This window comes from Streptomyces sp. NPDC048185, from assembly GCF_043202495.1.
Lineage (GTDB): Bacteria > Actinomycetota > Actinomycetes > Streptomycetales > Streptomycetaceae > Streptomyces.
Genome location: NZ_JBIDAN010000023.1, coordinates 1 through 17,244, shown reverse-complemented (window position 1 = coordinate 17,244; position 17,244 = coordinate 1). Strand labels below are relative to the sequence as shown.

Annotated in this window: 13 protein-coding genes; 7 read left to right on the top strand and 6 right to left on the bottom strand. The window is 72.9% G+C overall.

Annotated features, from left to right (window positions below):
* Nucleotides 1-174: 174 nt before the first annotated feature.
* Nucleotides 175-1,047 carry a DUF3558 family protein gene (locus ACGF3H_RS36010; RefSeq protein WP_362492246.1) on the bottom strand — a complete coding sequence of 291 codons (873 nt, stop codon included), beginning with the start codon at nucleotides 1,045-1,047 and terminating at the stop codon, nucleotides 175-177.
* A gap of 132 nt (nucleotides 1,048-1,179) precedes the next feature.
* Nucleotides 1,180-2,061 (bottom strand): DUF3558 domain-containing protein, encoded by an 882-nt coding sequence (locus ACGF3H_RS36005; protein ID WP_362492248.1) that lies wholly within the window; start codon nucleotides 2,059-2,061, stop codon nucleotides 1,180-1,182.
* A gap of 204 nt (nucleotides 2,062-2,265) precedes the next feature.
* Here ACGF3H_RS36005 and ACGF3H_RS36000 point away from each other — a divergent pair, with 204 nt between their 5' ends.
* A complete protein-coding gene (locus tag ACGF3H_RS36000) occupies nucleotides 2,266-3,459 on the top strand; it encodes an RtcB family protein (protein ID WP_362492250.1) in 1,194 nt (397 codons plus the stop codon).
* A gap of 22 nt (nucleotides 3,460-3,481) precedes the next feature.
* Here the strand turns inward: ACGF3H_RS36000 and ACGF3H_RS35995 are convergent, their stop codons facing one another.
* Both ACGF3H_RS35995 and ACGF3H_RS35990 read right to left on the bottom strand, forming a co-directional pair.
* Nucleotides 3,482-4,261: an SDR family NAD(P)-dependent oxidoreductase gene (locus tag ACGF3H_RS35995; protein ID WP_362492253.1), complete on the bottom strand. Its 780-nt coding sequence runs from the start codon at nucleotides 4,259-4,261 to the stop codon at nucleotides 3,482-3,484.
* A 55-nt stretch (nucleotides 4,262-4,316) separates the two neighbouring features.
* Nucleotides 4,317-4,655 carry a YnfA family protein gene (locus tag ACGF3H_RS35990; RefSeq protein ID WP_362492256.1) on the bottom strand — a complete coding sequence of 113 codons (339 nt, stop codon included), beginning with the start codon at nucleotides 4,653-4,655 and terminating at the stop codon, nucleotides 4,317-4,319.
* 122 nt (nucleotides 4,656-4,777) lie between these two features.
* Between ACGF3H_RS35990 and ACGF3H_RS35985 the strand changes: the two genes are divergently transcribed.
* From ACGF3H_RS35985 to ACGF3H_RS35970, 4 genes are all read left to right on the top strand, one after another.
* Nucleotides 4,778-5,878, top strand: a complete 1,101-nt coding sequence (locus ACGF3H_RS35985; protein ID WP_362492259.1) for an LLM class flavin-dependent oxidoreductase — start codon at nucleotides 4,778-4,780, stop codon at nucleotides 5,876-5,878.
* Nucleotides 5,875-6,477 (top strand): FMN reductase, encoded by a 603-nt coding sequence (locus ACGF3H_RS35980; RefSeq protein ID WP_362492261.1) that lies wholly within the window; start codon nucleotides 5,875-5,877, stop codon nucleotides 6,475-6,477. Before ACGF3H_RS35985 ends, ACGF3H_RS35980 begins: the two co-directional genes overlap by 4 nt.
* A gap of 61 nt (nucleotides 6,478-6,538) precedes the next feature.
* Nucleotides 6,539-7,291, top strand: a complete 753-nt coding sequence (locus ACGF3H_RS35975; protein ID WP_362492263.1) for a response regulator transcription factor — start codon at nucleotides 6,539-6,541, stop codon at nucleotides 7,289-7,291.
* A gap of 81 nt (nucleotides 7,292-7,372) precedes the next feature.
* Nucleotides 7,373-8,752, top strand: coding sequence for an ATP-binding protein (locus ACGF3H_RS35970; protein WP_393585208.1), 1,380 nt, complete (start codon nucleotides 7,373-7,375; stop codon nucleotides 8,750-8,752).
* A gap of 365 nt (nucleotides 8,753-9,117) precedes the next feature.
* Here the strand turns inward: ACGF3H_RS35970 and ACGF3H_RS35965 are convergent, their stop codons facing one another.
* A complete protein-coding gene (locus ACGF3H_RS35965) occupies nucleotides 9,118-12,492 on the bottom strand; it encodes an ALF repeat-containing protein (RefSeq protein ID WP_362492239.1) in 3,375 nt (1,124 codons plus the stop codon).
* A gap of 564 nt (nucleotides 12,493-13,056) precedes the next feature.
* On the opposite strand from ACGF3H_RS35965, the gene ACGF3H_RS35960 reads away from it, so the two are divergent.
* Complete coding sequence (locus ACGF3H_RS35960) at nucleotides 13,057-13,617, top strand: hypothetical protein (RefSeq protein ID WP_362492515.1); 561 nt, start codon at nucleotides 13,057-13,059, stop codon at nucleotides 13,615-13,617.
* A 34-nt stretch (nucleotides 13,618-13,651) separates the two neighbouring features.
* A complete protein-coding gene (locus ACGF3H_RS35955) occupies nucleotides 13,652-15,865 on the top strand; it encodes a trypsin-like serine protease (RefSeq protein WP_362492241.1) in 2,214 nt (737 codons plus the stop codon).
* A 74-nt stretch (nucleotides 15,866-15,939) separates the two neighbouring features.
* Here ACGF3H_RS35955 and ACGF3H_RS35950 read toward each other — a convergent pair whose 3' ends face one another.
* Nucleotides 15,940-17,223, bottom strand: a complete 1,284-nt coding sequence (locus ACGF3H_RS35950) for a DUF2637 domain-containing protein (protein WP_362492243.1) — start codon at nucleotides 17,221-17,223, stop codon at nucleotides 15,940-15,942.
* Nucleotides 17,224-17,244: the final 21 nt, after the last annotated feature.

Sequence of the window (17,244 nt, the reverse complement as noted above, 5' to 3'; positions counted from 1 at the left end):
ATGATGACGGCGCCGAAGACGACCATGCCGATGAGCACGCGATGCGTACGTGTCAGCTGAAGTGGCGCGGCCACCCGTACTCCCCTCCCAGTGCCTGTTGTTGCGCGCAACAGGGTGGCACATCTGTGCGGGTGCCGGGTGGCCGGTGGGTCTTCGACGGCCTCCCGACGACCGTCAGCTCTTGCCCGACGTGGCCGACGACTTGGGCGACCCGGACGACGGGGAACCCGACTTCGACGGCGCCTCGGACGCCGACTTCGACGCCGACGGTGCCGCGGAAGGCGACGACGAGCCGCCCGGGGCGCTGCCGTTGGCGGCCGTCACCGAGGCCACCGCCTCCTTGGCCGCCTTCTGGGCGTCCTTGGCCAGGTCGTCGGCGTCCGGCGTCTTGTCACCGGCCAGACCCGCGCCGTTGTAGTCGACGGTGACGACGACGTTCTCGACGCGCGCCACGACCGTCTGCTGCCTGAAGGTGCCTTCCTTCTTCTTCAGGTCGTAGCGCACGACCGCGGCCTCGTCGCCCGTGCCGCTCACCGGAGTCGTCTTCACGCTCTGCGCGCCGTCGGCGGTCTGCGCGTCCTTGAGCTGCTTCATGTAGTGGTCGCGCGCCAGCTCGTCGCCCGCGCCGCGCGTCACGTCCGACTCGAAACGCAGCATCGACACGCTCAGCCAGCGGAACTGCGAACCCTTCACGCCGTTGTCGTCGAGGCTGTCCCAGGAGCAACTGCCGCGCGTCGCGGTGTCGTTCGACGCGCCCTCCTTGCCGGAACCGGCCTTCGGCACCAGCTCTTCCAGCGTCTTCTTCGACAACGTCGCACACGGCTCCGGAAGCTTCCCGTACGCCGCCGCCTGCACCGTCGGGGACGGGCTCGCGGACTTCGACGCGGCCGTCTTCTCCGCCGCCTTGTCCTTGCCGTCGCCCGAGCCGGAGTCCGAGGAGCAGCCGGCTGCCACCAGCATCACGGGTACGGCGGCCGCGCAGACAAGGACGCGGGTGAGTCGCTTCGCTCGCTGATCTCGCTGGTCACGCTGGGCTCGTCGCTGCATGGTTCCTTCACTCATGGCACTCGTGGTTCCTGCGTTCGGATCGGGTCCGAGGGGTCACGGTACGCGCCCGGCACCGCGCACGGCCCGGCTTCCCGTGCTTCACGGGCGCGGCACACCGCGCCGGGGACGGGCTCAACCACCCAGCGAATCCGCCAGCTGAGAGGCCAGTTTCCGCGCCCTGTCCTGCAGTTCCTTGCTGTCGGGCACGACTCCGACCGTCGCCGGCTGCTCCGCGTACTCGATGGTCACCATCACGTTCGACGTGCGGAACGCCACAGTCACCGTGCGCCGTTTCGCCGTCGAACCGGAGCTGCTCAGCTCGTCGTCGAGGAACGCCTCGTCGCCCAGGTCGTCCAGGAGGCGCGGCTGGAGGTCGGTGGGGGTGCCGTCGGAGGCGGACGGGCTCGACGAGGGCGAGGCGGGCGACGGGGAACCCGAGGCCGACGCGGAGGGCGAGGCGCTCGGACCGGTGGACGGCGTGCCGGACGACGGCGTGCCGGACGGGGACCCGGAGCCCGACGCGGACCCCGACGCGGACTCCGAGCCCGACTCCGAGACGACCGGCTCGGGCAGGTCGGCCGCCTCCACCTGCTCGGCGAACAGCTGCTCGGCCTGACTGTCGTCGCTCACGGAGTTGTCGTACGACACGACCCGCTCGAAGTCGACGAAGAGGTGGTCCGTGGCGTCCGCCGACTCGACCTTCCAGCGGCAGCCGACCTTGCGGTCGGTGTCGTACGCGAGCGTCGGCTCGCCCCCGTACGCCTTCTCGCGCTGCAGCTCGTCCGGGATGTCCTGGATGCCGGGCAGCAGCGCGTCGAGCGTCTTGTGGCCGACCGCGAGGCACGGCTCCGGGAGCGTGCGGTACTTGCCGGGCTGGGCCGCCTCACTGGCGACACCGGGCCGGCCGGGGTTGGAGTTGTCCGTCGTGACGCCGTCGTCCGAGCCGCCGGTGCAGCCGGCCAGCAGCGCCGCCAGGAGGGCGGCGACGCCGGGTACGTAGGCCTTCCGCTGCACGGTGCGGCTCCTCTCGCCGGTGTGGCTGTGGTCGGTGCTCCAGTGTCCCCGCTGGTTATTCGCTTGCCGCGCGGGGGCGCGCCCTGCAGACAATGTGTATCGCACGCGCCGCCGTGAACGCCGGTCAGCTGTCTCTTTGGCTGCCCTTGGCGACGGTTCTGCGCTTTGAGACTTCTGTTGCTTTTCCGGGGGAATGAGGACGATATGTCGTACGTGGAGATGCCGGGCGCGAAGGTGCCGATCCGGATGTGGACCGACCCGGCGACGGTCGAGGACGTGGCGCTGCAGCAGCTGCGCAACGTCGCGACCCTGCCGTGGATCAAGGGCCTGGCGGTCATGCCGGACGTGCACTACGGCAAGGGTGCGACGGTCGGGTCCGTGATCGCGATGCGGGGGGCGGTGTGCCCGGCGGCGGTGGGTGTGGACATCGGCTGCGGGATGTCGGCGGTGAAGACGTCCCTGACGGCGAACGACCTCCCGGGCGACCTGTCGCGGCTGCGGTCGAAGATCGAGCAGGCGATCCCGGTGGGCCGCGGGATGCACGACGACCCCGTCGACCCGTCCCGCTTCCACGGCCTGGCGACCGCGGGGTGGGACGACTTCTGGGGACGCTTCGACGGGGTGGCGGAGGCGGTCAAATTCCGTCACGAGCGCGCCGGGAAGCAGATGGGAACGCTCGGAAGCGGCAACCACTTCGTCGAAGTCTGCACGGATACGTCCGGTGCGGTCTGGCTGATGCTGCACTCCGGTTCCCGCAACATCGGCAAGGAACTGGCCGAGCACCACATCGGCGTGGCCCAGAAGCTCCCGCACAACCAGGGCCTGGTCGACCGGGACCTCGCGGTGTTCGTCGCGGACACCCCGCAGATGGCGGCGTACCGCAACGACCTGTTCTGGGCGCAGGAGTACGCGAAGTACAACCGCACCCTGATGATGGCGCTCCTGAAGGACGTGGTCCGCAAGGAGTTCAAGAAGGCGAAGCCGGTCTTCGAGCAGGAGATCTCCTGCCACCACAACTACGTGGCGGAGGAGCGGTACGACGGCATGGACCTGCTGGTCACCCGCAAGGGCGCGATCCGCGCCGGGTCCGGGGACTACGGGATCATCCCGGGCTCCATGGGCACGGGTTCGTACATCGTCAAGGGCCTCGGCAACGACAAGTCCTTCAACTCCGCCTCCCACGGCGCGGGCCGGCGCATGAGCCGGAACGCGGCCAAGCGGCGCTTCTCCACCCAGGACCTGGAGGAGCAGACGCGGGGCGTGGAGTGCCGCAAGGACTCCGGCGTCGTGGACGAGATCCCGGGCGCCTACAAGCCGATCGAGCAGGTCATCGACCAGCAGCGCGACCTCGTGGAGGTCGTGGCGAAGCTGAAGCAGGTCGTCTGCGTGAAGGGCTGACGCCCGGGGCCGCCGTCCGGCGTCAGCCCTCGCGGTGGACCTTCGTGTTCGAGGCCTGGGCGCGGGGGCGGACGACCAGGAGGTCGATGTTGACGTGGGCGGGGCGGGTGACCGCCCAGGTGATGGTGTCGGCGACGTCGTCGGCGGTCAGGGGCTCGGGGACGCCCTGGTAGACCTTGGCCGCCTTCTCCGTGTCGCCGGCGAAGCGGGTCAGGGCGAACTCGTCGGTCTTGACCATGCCGGGCGCGATCTCGACGACGCGCACCGGACGGCCGACGATCTCCAGGCGGAGGGTCTCGGCGAGGACGTGCTCCGCGTGCTTGGCGGCGACGTAGCCCGCGCCGCCCTCGTAGGTGGCGAAGCCGGCGGTCGAGGAGACGATCACGACCGTGCCGTCGCCGCTCGCCTCCAGCTTGGGCAGGAGGGCCTGGGTGAGGTTGAGGGTGCCGAGGACGTTCGTCTCGTACATGCGGCGCCAGTCCTCCGGGTCGCCGGTGGCCACCGGGTCGGCGCCGAGCGCGCCGCCCGCGTTGTTGACGAGGACGCCGACCGCCTTGAACGCGGTCGCGAACTCGTCGACCGCGGCGCGGTCGGTGACGTCCAGGGGATAGGCCGTCGCCTTGTGGCCCGCGGCCTGGATCTCCTCCGCCAGCGCCTCGATGCGGTCCTTGCGGCGGGCGGTGAGGACGACGCGGTAGCCGGCGGCGGCGAGCTGCCGGGCCGTTGCGGCGCCGATGCCGCTGCTCGCACCCGTGACGACGGCGATGCGGGAGGCGGCGGACGGGGCGGCTGCGGTGGCCATGGGGCTGCTCCTCGGGTGGGGCGACGGTTGTACGGTCGGTCGCCGCCCAGCGTAGTCAGGCGCCGTTGCGCGGCGCCCACATGATCAGGGCCATCCCGGCCAGGCAGACCAGCGCGCCCGCGATGTCCCAGCGGTCGGGGCGATAGCCGTCGGCGACCACGCCCCACAGGATCGAGCCGGCGACGAAGATGCCGCCGTACGCGGCGAGGATGCGGCCGAAGTGGGCGTCGGGCTGGAAGGTGGCGACGAAGCCGTAGGTGCCGAGGGCGAGGACACCGCCGGCCGCCCAGAGCCAGCCGCGCTGCTCGCGCACGCCCTGCCAGACCAGCCAGGCGCCGCCGATCTCGAAGAGGGCGGCGACGGCGAAGAGGGCGGCGGAGCGCAGGACGACCATGCGGGCAGCTTCGCACGGCGGGGGCGTGGGGCGGGGCCGGGGGAGGGGGACGGAATAACGTCCGGGGGCAGGTCGTTCGACGGGTATAGTTGAAGCGTCAACAACCTGGAGGTTGAGCGATCATGCAGTTCGGCATCTTCACCGTCGGTGACGTCACTCCGGACCCGACGACCGGGCGTACGCCGACCGAGCGTGAGCGCATCAAGGCCATGGTCGCCATCGCGCTGAAGGCCGAGGAGGTCGGGCTCGACGTCTTCGCGACCGGCGAGCACCACAACCCGCCGTTCGTGCCCTCGTCGCCGACCACCATGCTCGGCTACATCGCGGCGCGCACCGAGCGGCTGATCCTGTCCACCTCCACCACCCTGATCACCACGAACGACCCGGTGAAGATCGCCGAGGACTTCGCGATGCTCCAGCACCTGGCCGACGGCCGGACGGACCTGATGATGGGGCGCGGCAACACCGGCCCGGTCTACCCCTGGTTCGGCAAGGACATCCGCGAGGGCATCGACCTGGCCGTCGAGAACTACGCCCTGCTGCACCGGCTGTGGCGCGAGGACGTCGTGAACTGGGAGGGCAAGTTCCGCACCCCGCTCCAGGGCTTCACGTCCACGCCCCGCCCGCTGGACGGCGTCGCGCCGTTCGTCTGGCACGGTTCGATCCGCTCCCCGGAGATCGCCGAGCAGGCGGCGTACTACGGCGACGGCTTCTTCCACAACAACATCTTCTGGCCCGCCGACCACACCAAGCGCATGGTCGAGTTCTACCGGAAGCGCTACGCCCACTACGGGCACGGCACGCCCGAGCAGGCGATCGTCGGCCTCGGCGGCCAGGCGTTCATGCGGAAGAACTCGCAGGACGCGGTGCGCGAGTTCCGGCCCTACTTCGACGTCGCGCCGGTCTACGGGCACGGCCCGTCGCTGGAGGAGTTCACCGAGCAGACGCCGCTGACCGTCGGCTCGCCGCAGCAGGTGATCGAGAAGACCCTCGCCTTCCGCGAGTACGCCGGTGACTACCAGCGCCAGCTCTTCCTGATGGACCACGCGGGGCTGCCGCTGAAGACCGTGCTGGAGCAGCTCGACCTGCTCGGCGAGGAGGTCGTGCCGGTGCTGCGCGAGGAGTTCGCTAAGAACCGCCCGGCGAACGTCCCGGACGCCCCCACCCACGCCTCGCTGCTGGCGGGCGCGAAGAACGCCGAGCAGGAAGGAGCACGCGCATGAAGCTCGTCGTCGTCTCCGCGGGACTGAGCGTCCCGTCCTCCACCCGGCTGCTGGCCGACCGGCTGGCCGCCGCGACCGCCGGGCGTGTCCCGGCCGAGGTACGGGTCGTGGAGCTGCGCGACCTCGCGGTGGAGATCGCGCACACCTTCACCAACGGCTTCCCCGGGCGGGAGCTGTCCGCCGCCTTCGACGCCGTACGGGCGGCCGACGGCCTGATCGTCGTCACGCCGGTGTTCTCGGCGTCGTACAGCGGGCTGTTCAAGTCGTTCTTCGACGCCCTGGGCGCCACCGAGCCGGACGCACTGGCCGGGAAGCCGGTGCTGATCGCGGCGACCGGCGGCACGGCCCGGCACTCGCTGGTGCTGGACCACGCGCTGCGCCCGCTCTTCGCCCACCTCAAGGCCGTCGTCGTCCCCACCGGCGTCTACGCCGCCTCCGAGGACTGGGGCGCCGAGGGGCTGGACGCGCGGATCGAACGGGCGGCGCAGGAGCTGGCCGCGCTGATGACCGGGCTGTCGACGGTCCGGAAGCCGGCCGGGGACGACCCCGAGGTCGTGCCCTTCGAGGAACGCCTCGCCGCGCTGCGGCCCGCCGGGTGAGATCTGGGTAAGAAGCCCGGCCGCCCGGTCGCGGCGCCCGGGGCCTTGGCAGACTGGACGGGTGCCCCGGACTGTTCTGCTCGCCGAAGACGACCGCGCCATCCGGCATGCCCTGGAGCGCGCCCTCACTCTGGAGGGCTACCGGGTCACCGCGGTCGCCGACGGTGTGGAGGCGCTGGCGCAGGCGCACCGCGGCCGCCCGGACGTGCTGGTCCTGGACGTGATGATGCCGGGCATCGACGGCCTCCAGGTCTGCCGGGTGCTGCGCGCCGAGGGCGACAGCACGCCCATCCTGATGCTGACGGCGCTCGTGGAGACCGCGGACCGCATCGCGGGCCTGGACGCGGGCGCCGACGACTACGTGGTCAAGCCGTTCGACGTCGAGGAGGTCTTCGCCCGGCTGCGGGCGCTGCTGCGCCGCACCGACCGCACGGAGACGGACGGCACCGGGGACGCCCCGGCGGCGGGGGAGGACGTACCCGGGCAGGGCCCCGAGCGCGGGGAGCCCGACGCCCGGTACCTGGAGGCGGCCGGGCTGCGCATGGATCCGGGGGCCCGCCGGGCCTGGCGGGGCGAGCGGGAGCTGGAGCTGACCCGCACCGAGTTCGAGCTGCTGGAGCTGCTGGTCCGCAACGCGGGCATCGTGCTCGACCACTCCACGATCTACGACCGCATCTGGGGCTACGACTTCGGCCCCGGTTCGAAGAACCTCGCCGTCTACGTCGGCTATCTGCGCCGCAAGCTCGACCAGCCGGGCGCGCCACAGCTGATCCAGACCGTGCGCGGGGTGGGTTACGTGCTGCGGGAGGGCTGAGTGGGTGCCTGGCCCCGACCGGGCGGACCGGCCGGCCGGGGGCGGCGGCCGCGGCTGCGGTCGCTGCGGACCACGTTCGCGGTGTCGTTCGCGACGGTCACGGCCGTGGTCACGGTCCTCGTCGGCGTGCTGTCGTACAACGCCGCCGCGCGGCTGGTGCGGGTGGACCAGGAGTCCGTGTTCGACCAGGTCGTGCAGGACCTGCGGGCCGAGGTGCGGGCGCGGCCGATGTCGCCCGGCGACTTTTCCTCGTCGGCGCCCGGCCACGACATCGTGCGCCCGGCCCGTACGGACGTGCAGGTACTGGGGCCGGGCGGCGGGGTCTCCGACCCGGCCGGGCGCCGGCTGCCGGTGACCGACGAGGACCGGCGGACGGCGGGGGCCGCGGTGGCCGGGCGGATGGTGCAGCACAAGGACGTGGACGTCGGTCACGACGTCTACCGGATCGCGACCGTCGCCCTCGGTGACGGCCGGGGCGCCGTGCAGGTGGCGCAGGAGTTCAGCGACACCGAGGACCTGCTGCGGGCGCTGCAGCGGCGCACGCTGGTGCTGATGGCCGCGGTGGTCACGGCCGCCGGCCTGTGCGGCTGGTGGCTGGCCCGGCGGATCACCCGGCGCCTGATCGCCCTGACCTCGGCCGCCGAGGACGTCGCCCGTACCCGGCGGCTCGGCATCCAGGTGCCGGTCACCGGGCACGACGAGGTGGGCCGGCTGGGCCGTGCCTTCGACCGCATGCTGGGCCGGCTCGCCCAGTCGGAGGAGGACCAGCGGCGCCTGGTCCAGGACGCGGGTCACGAGCTGCGCACCCCGCTGACCTCCTTGCGTACCAACATCTCGCTGCTGCGCCGCATCGACGAGCTCCCGCCCGCCGCGCGCGAGGAGCTGGTCGCCGACCTGGGGCAGGAGGCCCGGGAGCTGACCGACCTGGTCAACGAGCTGGTCGAGCTGGCGGCGGGCCAGTCCGGGACGGAGCCGGTGCGGCGGGTCGACCTCGGCGGGATCGCCCACGAGGTGGCGACCCACGCGCGCCGCCGCACCGGGCGCGAGATCAGCGTGCGGGTCTGCGGCGACACGACGACGGACGGCCGGCCCGTCATGCTGACCCGGGCGATCTCCAACCTGGTCGAGAACGCCGCGAAGTTCGACCGGGCCGGCACGGGTCCCATCGAGGTCACCGTCGCCGGCCCGGCCCGCCCGGGTGCGATCCGGGTCGAGGTCCGCGACCGCGGGCCCGGCATCACCGACACCGACCTGGTGCGTGTCTTCGACCGCTTCTACCGTGCCGCCGACGCCCGCTCCCAGCCCGGCTCGGGCCTCGGCCTGTCCATCGTGCGGGAGGTCGCGCTGGCGCACGGCGGGGCGCCGTTCGCCTTCCGGCGGGACGGGGGCGGGTCGGTGATCGGGTTCACGGTGGGGGAGGTCCCGGCTCACGACGAGCCACCGGGTGGCGGCGCGGGCTGACGGCCTGCGGGTCGTGCACGGGGAGGGGCGCCCGGCGCGACGAGGTGCCACCGCGCCTGTGCGTCCGGGCTCCCGTTCCCCGGTCCGGCAGTGCGCCGCCTCCGGGGCCGGACCGTCGTATACCCCCCGGGGGGGGGGGGGGGGGGGGGGGGCGGGCGCGGCCCCCCGCGGCCCCCCCCCCCCCCCGCCCCACCCCCGGGGCGGCGGGCCCCCCCGGGGGGGGGGCCCCCCCCGCCCCCCCCCCACCGCCCGCGTGGGGTCCGGCCCGTCAGCTTGTGGGGGCCCCCCCCCCCCGGGGGGGCCCGCCCCGGGGGGGGGGCGCGGCCCCCCCCCGGCCGGATCAGCGGTCGGCTGTCATCCTGCGATCACCCGAAAAGGGAACTCAGCGTACCCGTGATGGGCGAGATGATGTCGCTGCCGAGCTGCGTGACCCGCTTGGCGACGGGTGACACCACGCCCTCCAGCGTGGCCCCGATCCACTTGGACTGGCCGAACGTGAGCAGTCCCAGGCTCGTTCCGACGAGGGAGCCCGCGAACTCGGCGCTGCCGAAGCCGTGCTCGATGCCGGTGAACAGCGTGCTGAGCCCGGCCGAGGCCAGGGACACCCAGCCGGAGATGCCCGCGGCGAGGGCGACGGCCGGCGCGAACGGACCGGTCCACGGCGCGACGAAGGCGAGGCCGGCGGCGAGGAAGCCGGAACCGATGCTGATCCAGTTGAACGCGTCGGCGTAGAACTGGGCGTCGTTCCACCATTCGTCGCTGTCGCCGCCGCTGCCGCCCGAGTTGGTCTTGTCGTGGGTCGGGCTGTCGGCCGGGTTCTTCCCCTCCTCCCTCGCCCTCTTCGCCGCCTCGGCGGCCTTGCGCGCGGCCTCCGCCGCCTCCGCCCTGCGCTTCTCGGCGACGATGCGGCGCGCGTCGGTGGCCGCCGCCGCGGCCGTCCTCGCGTCCCGGCCCGCAGCGATCGCGGACTGGCGCGCGCTGTTGGCCGAGGCCTGGGCACTGTAGGACGAGCGCAGGGCGCTGCGCGCGGAGTCGATGGCGCGGTTCGCCGAGTAGTTGGCCGCACGGCCGGCCTTGCGGGCCGTCGCCGCCGCCGCCTTGGCCCGGTCGGCGGACGCCTGGGCGGCCTGGGCGGACTTGTCCGCGTCGTCGGCGTTCTGCCTGGCCTGCGCGGCGTAGGTGTCGGCCTGCTTCGCGGAGGCGATGGCCGCGTCCGCCCACTCCTTGGCCTTGTCCGCCGCGTTGCGCGCCTCGGCGGCGGCCTTCGAGGCGAGCTGCGCGTCCTCCTGTGCCTTGTAGGCGATCTTCGCGGCCGCGGCGATGGCACCGCGCATCGCGGCGATGTGCGTGGCCGAGTCGTGGTCGAGCTGGGCGGCCTTGTGCTGCGCGAGGGCGATGAAGTTGCGGCGCATCCACGTCGGGCCCTCGAGGGCGACCTCGGCGTAGGCCTTCGTGTAGATGCCGCCGGAGTTGAGCAGTGTCGCCGTGGCGACCCCGTCGTCGTCCCGCTGCGCGTCGGCGAGGGCGGTCTCGAAGAAGTGCCGCAGGGCCGCGGGGGTGTTCGCGTCGAGCGCGGCGTTGGCCGCGGCCCTGACGGCCTGCCCGGGGTTGGTGGACAGGATCGTGGCGATGCTGACGCGGTAGTCGTCGGCCGCGGCGGCGACGAGACCGTCGGTCAGGAACGCCTTCACGGCACCGGCGGTTCCGCTGGTGAGCGCGTCGTGCACGGCGGTTCCGACCTCGGCGGAGCCCACCTCCGCGATGTGCAGGGCGGTCTCCCGGTCGTCCTGGTCCTCGGCGAGGGCCCGATCGGCGTCGATCCAGGCGTGGATGTCCGCGTCCGTGCCGGCCAGGGCGAACTGGGCGGCCTCGCGGGCCCAGGCGCCCTTCGCGGCGGCCATGCCCATGGCCGCCTTGCGGCCCAGTGTGGCGGCCAGCCCGAGGTCACCGTCGGCCAGCGCCTTCTCGGCGCTCGCGATCCGGTCCTTGAGGTCCTGCGCGGTCTGCTGGTCCTGGGTGCGCAGGTTCGCCTGTGCCGCTCGCTCCTCGGCCTCCGCCTGGGCGAGCAGTCTCGCCTCTTCCAGGCCGTCCTTCCTGTCCTCCTCAAGGCGGGCCGCCTCCGCCTCCCGGGCCGCCTGTTCCACCGCCTGGGCGTCCGCGACGGCCTTGGTGGCGGTCTCGGCGGCCTTGATCGCCTCGGCGGCGTGCGCGGTGGACTTGTTGGCGTAGTCGATGGCCTGACCCGCGTACTTGACCGCTTCCTCGGCCGCGTCGGCGGCCTTGTCGGCGTGTGCCGCCGCGGAGTTGGCGGCGTCGCGTGCGGAGCGTGCCGCGGTGGCCGCCTTGTTGGCCAGGGCCTGGGCCGTGGAGGCGGCGTTGGTGGCGCGGTTGGCGGCGGCGTTCGCGATCGCGGCCTGGCGCTTGGCCTCCGCGGCCTCGGACTGGGCGGCGCCCGCTGCGGAGGCGGCCTGCGCGGAGGCGCTGGCGGCGGCGGCCGCGTTGCGGGCGGCGGACGCGGCGGCGGATCCGGCACCGGCCGCCTGCGTGGCCGCGGTGGCCGCGTAGTCGGCGGCCTTCGCCGCGGTACGGGCCCGCGCGGCGCCGTTGCGGGCGGCGACCGCGGCGTTCTTCGCCGCACTGGCCTTGGACGCGTCCTTGGAGGCCGCGATCGCCGCACTGTAGGCGCGGGCCGCGGCATTGCCCGCGGTGGCGGCGGCCTGGGCGGCGGCGGTGGCGGCGTACGAGGCGCGGCGCGAGGCGGTGACGGCGGTCTGCGAGGCGCTGATGGCGCTGCGGGCGGCCTTCGCCGCACCCTGGGCGGCGCTCGCGGCCTTGCGGGCGGCGGCGCCGGACTTGGCCACGTCGTCCTTGGCCGCCGCGGCCTCCGCCGCGGCCTTCTCGGCCGCCTCCTTGGCCTTCTCCGCGGCCGTCTTGGCCCGCTCGGAGGCCTCCACGGCGAGGTCGGTCTCCGCCTGGGCGCGCTTGCCCTCGCGCTCCACGACGGCGACCAGCTCCTCGATGGTCGCGGCCTCCTGGTCGCGGGCGCGCGCGATGTGCTGCCCGGTGTCCAGGAACCACTCCACTTCCTGCCGGGTGCCGCTGAGCGCGCGGTCCGCGTACTTGCGGACCTCCGGGCCGCCGGACACGAGCATGGCGGAGGCCTCCACCCGCATGTCCTCCTCGCGGGCGGTGAACCGGCCCTCGGACAGGAAGTCCACGAGGGCCTGTTCGGTACCGGCGTCCAGGGCCGCGGACGCCTCGCGCTTGACGCCCTGACCGCCGGTGGCCGAGACCGTGGCGGTGGCCACCTGGAGGTCTTCCAGCAGGGCGGACTTGTAGCCGCCGTCGAGGAAGGCGGACACCGCGCTGTCGCCGCCGTCCAGGGCGGCGGACGCCTCACGGCGCAGTCCCACGCCCGATCTGGAGAGGTAGGTGGCCACCGCGACGCGGTTGTCCTCGGCCGCGACCTTGGGGAGGGTCGTGGCGAGGAAGGTCTGTACGTCCGTGTCCGTGCCGTAGAGCGCGTCCGCCGCGGCGGCCCTGGTCGCCTCGCCGCCCGTCAGCCATGCCCGGACCACCTTGGCCCGCTCGGTGTCCGGAAGTTCGAAGGGCTGGGGCGATTCGTCCGCCGCCTCCGCGGCGCGGGCCGGCAGGGTCAGTACCCCTGGCGTGGCGGCGGCGGCCGTCACGGCGGCGAGGGTGCCGAGCAGGCGCCGTCGGCTCCAGAACACTGTCTCCATGGGGATGTCGTCCTCCAGGTAAGTGCCACAACGGCACTCTGCGGAAATCGATCGTGACGCGACCACCTAGCCATTCATATTTCTTACGCACCGTCAATTGCCTTTTTGCGGGCAGCAGTTGATCCGGTGTGTCGAGGGTCTTTTTTCGGACGCTTTCGATGAGGCCCTGCGCGGATTCTTCCCAAATCCCCTCGGACCGGTATCAGGCGGAAACATTCGCGCCATGTCGGCACTGCCAAAGGAATCGTCACGAGGTCTTCGCACGTCGCTCCGCGACCACCCCGGAAGGTGGCGCGAGTCACACTGATAGTTGAACTCGCGTCCGTTTTCGACTAGTTGGCGTTGTGGACAGAGCGTGAAGAGAGCGGTTGCATGTGATGGTGAGTGGCTCGTGCACGGACTTGCTCGAGCCACCTCTCCCTTGCGCGTCATGGCGAAGTGGGAGCCCTTGCCGGGTATTTCTTCGGCGTGGGCGTCCTTTGGTCGGACGTGTCCTTGGAGTGCCGTCCCCTTAGTCGTGAAGCGTGTCGCCCGGGGAACGGAAACGACGATTTTTGGAGCATGATGAAGGCTCGCGCCGAATCCGCGGAAACCACGGAGAACAAGCAGCGGAAAAGATTACTCGTGCGTACGCTCGCCGCCGCGACGGCGGCCGGCGCACTGGCGTGGGCGGGCCTGTCGGGCGCGCTCACCGGAGCCTCCGCCTCTGCCCAGGACCGTGCCACGTCGACGGTCGCCGACGACGCGCCCGGCTACGCGGTCGAGGACTTCGACTACCCCAACGCCGACAAGATCCTGGCCGAGCAGGGGATCCTGCTCAAGCGCGGTGACGGGCACATCACCCTGGTCGACTGCGCCGGCGGCACGGGCTACATCCAGGTACTGGCCCGGCAGCACGCCGGCACGGTCTGTTTCAAGGTCGTGGGCGACTCCGGCTGGCTGACCCTGGAGATGCCCTCCGTCTACTCGATGCGGGGCAACGACTACACCACCCAGGTCGACATGACGGTGGGCACCGAGGAGAAGTCCTTCGACCTCGAGAAGAACACCTGGACCGCCGTCGGCCAGAGCGCGGACGAACAGGGCCGGGAGCACATGCTCGTGGAGATCCGCTCCGCCAAGTAGTCACCCCGCAGCACGAACAGAGGACCCGACTTCCATGCACTCCACCAGACGCCTGCGCCTCACGGCGCTGGGCGCGACCCTGGCCGCCGCGTCGCTCGCCCTGTCCGCGACGCCGTCCACAGCGGTGACCGGTCCGGCGCTTCCCGCCGCCGACACCACCCACGCCTACACCGCACAGGTGATCGTCGGCGACCACGACCGTGGCTGCTCCGGTGTCCTGGTCGACACCGAGTGGCTGCTGACCGCGGCCAGCTGCTTCGCCGCCAACCCCGCCGCGAGCCTCGCGGTCCCCGCCGGCAAGCCCGCGAAGAAGACCACCGCGACCATCGGCCGCGCCGACCTCACCGGCACCGGCGGGGCGGTCCGCGAGATCGTCGAGCTGGTCCCGCGCACCGACCGTGACCTGGTCCTGGCCCGGCTGAACCGGCCGGTCACCGGGGTCAACCCGATCGCGCCGGCCACCACCGCGCCCACCGCCGGCGAGGAGCTCCGGCTCGCCGGCTACGGCCGCAGCCAGAGCGAGTGGGCCCCGCTCGCCCTGCACACCGGTGCCTTCACCGTGGACGCGTCCGACGCCACCTCCGCCACCGTCACCGGCAAGGACGGCGTGGCCGCGTGCCTGGGCGACACCGGCGGCCCGCTGGTCCGCACCGTCGGCGGCACGCAGCAGCTGGTCGCCCTGGCCAGCCGTTCCTACCAGGGCGGTTGCTACGGCATCGACGAGGCCGAGACCCGCACCGGCGGCACCGCCGCCCGGGTCGACGACCTGGCCTCGTGGATCGCGGGCAAGGTGGGCGCCACCCGCGTCACCGACTTCAACTGCGACGGCGTCGAGGACATCGCCGTGGCCGACCCGACGGCCACCGTCGGCGGCGACGCCAAGGCCGGTCTGGTGCGCCTGGTGTACGGCGGCGGCAAGGGCACCGCCGAGATCAACCAGGACCTCGACTGGGTGCCCGGCGGCTCCGAGGCCGGCGACCAGTTCGGCCAGGCCATCGCCGTCGTCGACTACAACGAGGACGGCTGCACCGACCTCGCCGTCGGCACTCCCCTGGAGAACCTGGGCGAGGCGACCGACGCGGGCATGGCCGACCTCCTCTACGGCGCCCCGGGCGGCCTGGGCACAGGCGTCACCAAGAACACCCACTTCGAGCAGGCCGCCGGCGGCGGCTCCCTCGCCGCGTCCGCCCCCGAGACGGGCGACCACCTGGGCGAGGCGCTCGCCGCCGGGACCACCGCCGCCGGCGAGCCCTTCCTCGCGATCGGCGCGCCCGGCGAGAGCCTGGGCAGCCTCGCCGAGGCGGGCGAGGTGTTCTACGCGCACGGCACCGCCAACGTCACCCTCCATCAGGACCGGCCCGACACCCCGGGCGCCGCGGAGGCGAACGACCGCTTCGGCGCGACCCTCGCCGCCGACGCCAACCACCTGGCCGTCGGCGCCCCCGGCGAGGCCATCGGCACCGACGCCGACGCCGGCGGCGTGGCCGTGTTCTCGCACACCCTCAACGCCGACAAGCGCCCCACCCCCCTGTTCGGACTCGACCAGGACCTGGACGCCGTCTCCGGCGGTGCCGAGCCGGGCGACCTGTTCGGCGCGTCCCTCGCCCTCGTCCCGTACCGCCCGTCGGGCGCGGCGAGCGCGAACGAGTCGATCCTCGCCATCGGCTCGCCGGGCGAGACCCTCGCCGTCGACGGCGCCGACAAGGCACAGGCCGGCAGCGTCACCACCGTGCGCATCACCGCCTCCGGCACCTTCAGCGCGCTCAACTACTACTGGTCGGGCACCGGTGACGACGACGTGTCGGGTGCCGCCGAGGCCGGGGACCACTTCGGCGCCGCCCTCAGCGCCGTCAACACCGCGCCCCGCGCGGTGAGCACCGGCGCCACCCTGAAGCTGGCCGTCGGCATCCCGGACGAGGCACTCGACACCTCGGCGAAGGCCGGTGCCGTGCACGTCTTCTCGCTGCTGGGCTCGCCCGGTGCGAACGACAAGTGGATCCAGTCCGGCGACGGCGACGGCATCCCCGGCGCTCCGGGCGCCAACCAGCGCCTGGGCTCCAGCCTCCACTTCACCGGCACCCACCTGTACGTCGGCATGCCCTACGGTCCCAGCACGTACGGCGCCCTGTACGCCCTGCCGATGGCCAACGTGACCCTCGGCGAGACGAACGCGGCAGCCACCGTCTACCAGCCCGGACAGGGCGGCCTCCCGGCCGCCGGCACCGACTTCGGACACGCCGCCCGGTAGACGACGCACCACCTGACAGAAAAAGGGGGCGCCCGGTGTCCGCCGGGCGTCCCCTTCGTCGTACCGCACACCGGTCAGGCGGGGTGCGTCTCCTCCAGCTCCACGTTGTAGAGGTCCGTGAAACGGCTGACCATGCGCTTCGCCTCCTTCGGCGGGAGCACGATGCCGAACTCGGCCTCGACGTTCTCGCCGAACTCCCGCGGCGTCGGATAACCGCTGCCGGTGATCGACTTCTTGAACACCTGGTAGTACTCCTCCTCGACCGGCTCCGCGACCGGCAGGCCACCGCCGTCGCCCAGCTCACGCGTACGGCCCGGGACGACCGGGATGGGGAAACTGCCGGTCTCCTCCGGGGAGGGCTCCTCGACGGGCGGCTCCTCCTCGTACTGGTCCCGGTACTCGTCGGCCTGCTGCTGCTCCTCGTACCACTGGGCGTACTGCTCGGCCGGGTCGTACGTCGGGTCGTAGCCGCCCTGGTACGCGACCTGGCGGGGGGTGTTGAACCAGGGGCTCTCGTCCGGCTCCGGCTCCGCCTCCGCCTCCGGGCCGTGCTGCGGCCGGGCCGCCTCACCGCCGCGGACCAGCTCGGGACGCTTCTCCCCCGCGGGGGCCGCCGACGGGACCGGCGCCTCGGGCTGCGGCTGCGGCGCGGGCGGCAGCAGCGCCGGCTCGATGCCCGCCGCCGCCAGGCCCGCCGGCGCCGTCTGCGCGAGGGGGACGCCGTAGCGCGCCAGGCGCAGCGGCATCAGGGACTCCACCGGGGCCTTGCGGCGCCAGGCGCGGCCGAAGCGCGAGCGCAGCCGGGCCTGGTACACCAGCCGCTCCTGCTCCAGCTTGATCACCTGGTCGTAGGAGCGCAGCTCCCACAGCTTCATCCGGCGCCACAGCAGGAAGGTGGGCAGCGGGGAGAGCAGCCAGCGGGTGAGGCGGACGCCCTCCATGTGCTTGTCGGCCGTGATGTCGGCGATCCGGCCGACCGCGTGCCGGGCCGCCTCGACGGACACCACGAACAGCACCGGGATCACCGCGTGCATGCCCACGCCCAGCGGGTCCGGCCAGGCAGCCGCGCCGTTGAACGCGATCGTCGCCGCCGTCAGCAGCCACGCCGTCTGACGCAGCAGCGGGAACGGGATGCGGATCCAGGTGAGCAGCAGGTCCAGCGCGAGCAGCACGCAGATGCCCGCGTCGATACCGATCGGGAAGACGTAACTGAAGTTCCCGAAGCCCTTCTTGAGGGCCAGCTCACGGACCGCCGCGTACGAACCCGCGAAGCCGATCCCGGCGATGATGACGGCGCCGAAGACGACCATGCCGATGAGCACGCGATGCGTACGTGTCAGCTGAAGTGGCGCGGCCACCCGTACTCCCCTCCCAGTGCC